Source organism: Agromyces litoreus, from assembly GCF_040496015.1.
Classification (GTDB): domain Bacteria; phylum Actinomycetota; class Actinomycetes; order Actinomycetales; family Microbacteriaceae; genus Agromyces; species Agromyces litoreus.
The window spans coordinates 70,413-76,593 of the sequence record NZ_JBEPKA010000017.1; the positions used below are offsets into that span (position 1 = coordinate 70,413).

Here is a 6,181-nt window from a genome sequence, read left to right on the forward strand (position 1 = left end):
ATCCATTGACCACGACGAACCTCACCCTCCAGACTCCGTCGCCCGCCGGCCTCACCTGGCAGGTCGTCCGCAACGAGGAGGCGAAGTCGACCGAGGAGCGCGAGGCCGTGCTCGCCGACCCGGGATTCGGCAACCACTTCACCGACCACATGATCGACCTCTGCTGGTCCGAGAAGGGCGGATGGCACCGCCCGCGCGTGCAGCCGTACGGCCCGCTGCAGCTCGACCCGGCGGCGGCCGTCCTGCACTACGCGCAGGAGATCTTCGAGGGGCTGAAGGCCTACCGTCACGCCGACGGCTCGATCCGCACCTTCCGTCCGTACGAGAACGCGGCCCGCATGCAGCGGTCGGCACGACGGATGGCGCTGCCCGAGCTGCCGGTGGACTACTTCATCGACTCGCTGAAGCAGCTGATCGCGGTCGACGCCGACTGGGTGCCGAGTGCGCCGGAGACGAGCCTGTACCTGCGGCCCTTCATGTTCGCCAAGGAGGCCTTCCTGGGCGTCCGGCCCGCGAAGAAGGTCGGCTACTACCTCATCGCGAGCCCGGCCGCGGCCTACTTCCCGGGCGGCGTGCAGCCCGTGAACATCTGGCTCTCGACGCACTACGCCCGCGCCGGCAAGGGCGGCACGGGTGCGGCCAAGACCGGCGGCAACTACGCGTCGAGCCTCCTGCCGCAGGCCGAGGCGCACGAGAAGGGCTGCCAGCAGGTCCTCTTCCTCGACGAGGGCGAGTACCTCGAGGAGCTCGGCGGCATGAACGTCGTGCTCGTGCACAAGGACGGCACGCTCGTGACGCCCGAATCCGACTCCATCCTCGAGGGCATCACGCGCGACTCGATCCTGCGCCTCGCGGCCGACCGCGGACACCAGGTGGAGCAGCGCCGCGTGACGCTCGCCGAGTGGCGCGAGGGCGCGGCGTCCGGCGAGATCGTCGGTGCCTTCGCCTGCGGCACGGCCGCGGTCGTCGTGCCCATCGGCCGGCTGCTCGGCGAGGACTTCGAGATCGTGCACTCCGGCCCCGAGGCCGAGGCGCTCGCGCTCTCGCTCCGCGAGGAGCTCACGGGCATCCAGTACGGCCGCGTCGAGGACCGCCACGGCTGGATGGTGCGCCTGGACGCGTGAGCGCGGCGGCCGGCCGGGCGCCCGAGCGTCCCGGCCGGCCCGCCGCGCGCCGCCGACCGCCCGGCCTGCTTGAACCTGCGGAATAGGCTGGGGGCATGAAGGTCGCGCGCTTCTCCCACGGTGAGTCCATCTCATTCGGCATCGTCGACGAGGAGGAGCACGCCCTCGTCGTGCTCAAGGCCGACCCCATGTTCGCGGGCTACGAGCCCACGGGGGAGCGGGTGCCGCTCGCCGAGGCGAAGCTGCTCGCCCCCGTGATCCCGCGGTCGAAGGTGGTCGCGGTCGGCAAGAACTACCACGACCACGCCGAGGAGATGGGCGGCGAGGCGCCCCCCGAGCCGCTGCTGTTCCTGAAGCCGAACACGGCCGTCATCGGCCCGGGTGATGCGATCGTGCTCCCGCCCGAGTCGGAGCAGGTCGAGTTCGAGGGCGAACTCGCCGTCGTCATCGGCCGCGTCGCACGGCGCGTGAGCGAGGAGGACGCCGAGTCGGTGATCTTCGGCTACACCATCGCGAACGACGTCACGGCGCGCGACCTCCAGCGCCGCGACGGGCAGTGGACGAGGGCCAAGGGCTTCGACACGTTCTGCCCGCTGGGTCCCGTGATCGAGACGGAGGTCGACCTCGAGCACGGCGAGCTCTCGACGAGCGTCAACGGCACGCGTCACCAGCACGGTCGGCTCGGCGACATGGTCCACCCGGTCGCGAGGATCGTGGCGTACGCGTCGAGCGTGTTCACGCTGCTGCCCGGCGACGTGATCCTCACCGGCACGCCGGCGGGGGTCGGACCGATCGTCGACGGCGACTCGGTCGACATCACGGTGTCGGGGCTCGGCTCGCTCGTGAACCCGGTGCGCGCGGCCGGCTGACCTCCGCTCAATCCGCCGGTGAAGGTCCGGCGCCGTCGCGACGGCCGTGCCGGGATCGGCGTCAGCGCCCGAGCGCGCCGGCCGCGAGCGCCACGTCCTCGTCGTCGTTCCAGACGTGGAACGCGACGCGCGCACGTCCCGCGCGGCCGGAGGCGACGAGGCCGGCGGCGGTGAGCGCGGCGAGGTCGCACCCGTCCGGGTCCGGCCAGGTCACGATGGCGCTGTCGGCGGCGTCGAGCCCGATCCGAGCGCGGAAGTCGTTCGCGAGGCCGACGTCGTGCGCGTGCACGGCGCGGGCGTCGCGCCCGGCGGCGATCCCGAGGGCGGCCTCGGCGCCGACCCAGGCATGCCAGGCGGGGGAGACGTCGAAGCGTCGCGCGTCGCCGGCCAGGTGCAGCTCCGGACCGTAGCAGGAGGCCCACGGATCCTCGCCCGAGTACCAGCCGGCGGTCAGCGGCACGAGCTCCGCGAGCCCGCGATCGCTCGCGGACATGAACGCGGCGCCCCGCGGTGCCGAGAGCCACTTGTACGCGTGGCAGACCACGAGGTCGGCGTCGATGTCGGTCGTGGACCGCCATCCGGTGGCCTGGGTCGTGTCGACGAGGGTGAGCGCGCCGGCGGCGCGTGCGGCCGCGGTCACGGCGGCCGCGTCGGCGACCTCGCCCGTCGCCGACTGCACGAGCGAGAACGCCACGAGCCACGTCGTCGGCCGCACCTCGTCGGCCAGCGCCGCGATCGGGACGTGCCGCACGCGCAGGTCGCCCCGGGCGAGGAACGGCGCGACCACCGAGCTGAAGTCGCCGTCGACGCACAGCACCTCGGCGCCGGCGGGCGCGGAGGCGGCGGCGAGGGCGGTGAACACCGAGACCTGCGAGCCCAGGGCGATGCGATCGGACGTCGTGCCGAGCAGTGCGCCGGCGTGGGCGCGTGCCCGCTCGACGGTCGCCGTGTACTCGGCCGCCGAGGCGCGTCCGTCGCGCCATCGCCCGAGGTCGCGGGTGACGGCGTCGACGGTCGGCTGCGCCGGGATGCCGAGCGTGCAGGCCGCGAGGTAGCCGCGGCCCGCGGCGTAGCGGGGGTCGGGCAGCTGCTCGACCGTCGGGGCGGTGGCGTGGGTCGCGGCGATCATGCATCCACTGTCCGCCGCGGCATTCGATCTGTCGAGAACAGGTCGACGATCGGTCACATAAGCACCGCTTATGATCAGGTCTCATGGACGCCATCCCATCCGAGCATGCCGGCCTCGCCGACGTCGACGCCGCGAGCCTGCTCGTGCTCCGCGAGATCGCCGAGCAGGGCTCGATCACCGCCGCCGCCCGGGCGCTCGGCTACAGCCAGCCCGCGCTCAGCCAGCAGGTGCGCCGGGCCGAGGGCCGCGCCGGCGTCGCGCTCGTCGAACGCACCGGGCGCGGCATCCGGCTGACCCCGGCCGGGCGCATGCTCGCCCGCCACGGCGGCGCGGTCGCGACCGCGCTCGAGGCCGCGCGGGGCGAGCTCGCCGACCTCCGCGGCCTCCGATCGGGCCGCGTGCGGCTGATGGCGTTCCCGTCGGCGTCGCCGACGATCGTCCCAGAACTCATGGCGGAGATGGCCGCCCGCCACCCGGGCGTCCGGGTGAGCTACGTCGAGGCGGAGCCGCCGGAGGCGGTCGCCGCCGTCCGCGAGGATCGCGCCGACCTCGCCCTGACCTTCAGCTACCCGGGCGACCGGGACGACCCGCACCGCGAGAGCGCGCGGGGCCTCGAGGTCGACACGATCGGCAGCGACCCGATGCACGTCGTCCTCCCCGAGCGCCACGCGCTGGCGGCGGGGACGACGGTGGATGTCGCCGACCTCGCCGATGAGGCCTGGATCGCCGGATGCCCGAGGTGCCGGGGCCACCTGCTCGAGCTCTGCGACACCGCGGGCTTCGCGCCGCGCATCGCGGTCGAGACCGACAACTTCGTCGCCGTCGAGGAGCTCGTGGCGAGCGGACTGGGCGTCGCGGTCCTGCCGTCGCTCGCCGTCGAGTCGGCGGGCGTGCGCGACGGCGTCGCGGTGCGAGGCACCGCGAACGACGACCGCCGCACCATCCACCTGGTCTCGGCGCGCGGCGGGCGCGGCGTTCCCGCCGTCGCGGTCGCCGCCGATCGGCTCACCCGCCTGGTCGCGGCGCGCGCGAACGCCGGTCGGCTGCCCGCCCCGGGCCGTACCATTGAGGACGATGTCTGACACGACCCATCCCACGACGACCGCCGCCGGATCAGACGTCCGCGTGCGGTTCTGCCCCTCTCCGACCGGTACCCCGCACGTCGGCCTCGTCCGCACCGCGCTGTTCAACTGGGCCTACGCCCGGCACACGGGCGGCACCTTCGTCTTCCGCATCGAGGACACCGACGCCGCACGCGACAGCGAGGAGAGCTACGCGCAGATCATCGACGCGCTCACCTGGCTCGGGCTGCAGTGGGACGAGGGCGTCGACGTCGGGGGCCCGCACGGCCCGTACCGCCAGTCGGAGCGCGGTGAGATCTACCGCGACGTCATCGCCCGCCTGATGGAGGCCGGGCACGTCTACGAGAGCTACTCGACCGCCGACGAGATCGACGCGCGCAACGAGGCCGCCGGGCGGCCCAAGCAGTTCGGATACGACAACTTCGATCGCGACCTCACCGACGAGCAGCGCGAGGCCTTCCGCGCCGAGGGCCGGCAGCCGGCGCTGCGCCTGCGCGTGCCGGAGGACGTCGACCTCGGCTTCGACGACCTCGTGCGGGGCCGCATCGACTTCCCCGCGGGTTCGACCACGGACTTCGTGGTCGTGCGCCCCAACGGCGCGCCGCTCTACACGCTCGTGAACCCCGTCGACGACGCGCTCATGGGCATCACGCACGTGCTCCGCGGCGAAGACCTCCTGAGCTCGACGCCGCGCCAGATCGCGCTCTACCGCGCCCTCATCGAGATCGGCGTGACCGACTCCGTGCCGCGCTTCGGCCACCTGCCCTACGTCATGGGCGAGGGCAACAAGAAGCTCTCCAAGCGCGACCCCGAGTCGAACCTCTTCCACCACCGCGACCGCGGGTTCATCCCCGAGGGCCTCGTCAACTACCTGGCCCTGCTCGGCTGGGGCTTCTCGGCCGATCGCGACGTCTTCAGCCGCGACGAGCTCGTCGGCGCGTTCGACGTCGAGGACGTGAACCCGAACCCGGCGCGCTTCGACCAGAAGAAGGCCGACGCCATCAACGGCGACCACATCCGCCTGCTCGAGCTCGGCGACTTCACCGCGCGCACGGTGCCGTACCTGCAGGCCGCCGGCGTCGTCTCGACGCCGATCACGCCGGGCGAGGAGGCGCTCCTCGTCGAGGCCGCGCCGCTCGTCCAGGAGCGCATCACGGTGCTGGGCGAGGTTCCCGCGCTGCTCGGCTTCCTCTTCACGACCGCCGACGCGCTCGAGGTCGACGAGGCCGCCGTCGGCGCGCTCACGGCCGACGCGCCCGCCGTCCTCGCCGCGGCGAAGGGGGCCCTCGAGCGCATCCCCGGCGAGTCGTGGACGCACGACCAGATCGAGGAGGCGCTCCGCTCGGCGATCGTCGAGGGGCTGGGCCTGAAGCCCCGCGTCGCGTTCGGCCCGGTGCGCGTCGCCGTCTCCGGCCGTCGCATCTCGCCGCCGCTCTTCGAGTCCATGCAGATCCTCGGCCGGGTGGAGTCGCTCGACCGCATCGACGCCCTCGCGAGCCGCCTGGCGTAGCCCGTCGACGGATGCCGCGGCCGCGCGTTCCGCGCCGGCCGCGGCACCCTCGCCCGGGCCCTCCTCGATTTGGCCCGGCCCCGGCGATCGGCTACAGTTACATGTCGGCCCGGGAACTGAAGTCCGGGGCCATTGGGGTATGGTGTAATTGGCAACACGGCTGATTCTGGTTCAGTTGTTCTTGGTTCGAGTCCAGGTACCCCAGCTTGAAAAACCCCCGTTCAGCGGGGGTTTTCGTGTTTCTGCGGTTCAGGATGCGCGTGTCCGATTCCCGCTGGTCTCCCAGCTTTCGACATCGCTCCAGTGGGCTTCTCGCCCGGAGTTCCGGGGATCTCGGCACTCTCGCGGTCGCGGAGTCTGGGAGGACGTGATTCGGCCTGGGTATCGTTCCGTCCTCTAATTCAGGATGGATGACGATGCCGAAGAAGTTTGACCCCGAGATGCGCGAGCGAGCGCTGCGGATGCTC

5 protein-coding genes and 1 tRNA gene are annotated in these 6,181 nt (G+C 72.7%); 5 read left to right on the top strand and 1 reads right to left on the bottom strand.

Annotation, left to right across the window (positions count from 1 at the left end):
* Window positions 1-5 precede the first annotated feature (5 nt).
* Together ABME01_RS13005 and ABME01_RS13010 are read left to right on the top strand one after the other, a co-directional pair.
* Complete coding sequence (locus ABME01_RS13005) at window positions 6-1,124, top strand: branched-chain amino acid aminotransferase (RefSeq protein ID WP_353828849.1); 1,119 nt, start codon at window positions 6-8, stop codon at window positions 1,122-1,124.
* Window positions 1,125-1,219: 95 nt separating this feature from the next.
* Window positions 1,220-1,993, top strand: a complete 774-nt coding sequence (locus tag ABME01_RS13010; RefSeq protein WP_353828850.1) for a fumarylacetoacetate hydrolase family protein — start codon at window positions 1,220-1,222, stop codon at window positions 1,991-1,993.
* A gap of 61 nt (window positions 1,994-2,054) precedes the next feature.
* Here ABME01_RS13010 and ABME01_RS13015 read toward each other — a convergent pair whose 3' ends face one another.
* Entirely contained in the window at window positions 2,055-3,122 is a 1,068-nt protein-coding gene (locus tag ABME01_RS13015) for an aminotransferase class V-fold PLP-dependent enzyme (RefSeq protein WP_353828851.1), read from the bottom strand.
* Between the two features lie 83 nt (window positions 3,123-3,205).
* On the opposite strand from ABME01_RS13015, the gene ABME01_RS13020 reads away from it, so the two are divergent.
* From ABME01_RS13020 to ABME01_RS13030, 3 genes are all read left to right on the top strand, one after another.
* A complete protein-coding gene (locus ABME01_RS13020; protein WP_353828852.1) occupies window positions 3,206-4,204 on the top strand; it encodes a LysR family transcriptional regulator in 999 nt (332 codons plus the stop codon).
* Window positions 4,197-5,714 carry a glutamate--tRNA ligase gene (gene gltX / locus ABME01_RS13025; RefSeq protein ID WP_353828853.1) on the top strand — a complete coding sequence of 506 codons (1,518 nt, stop codon included), beginning with the start codon at window positions 4,197-4,199 and terminating at the stop codon, window positions 5,712-5,714. The genes ABME01_RS13020 and gltX overlap by 8 nt, the downstream gene beginning before the upstream one ends.
* Window positions 5,715-5,847: 133 nt before the next feature.
* A tRNA-Gln gene (locus ABME01_RS13030) sits at window positions 5,848-5,919 on the top strand.
* The last annotated feature ends 262 nt before the right edge of the window (window positions 5,920-6,181 follow it).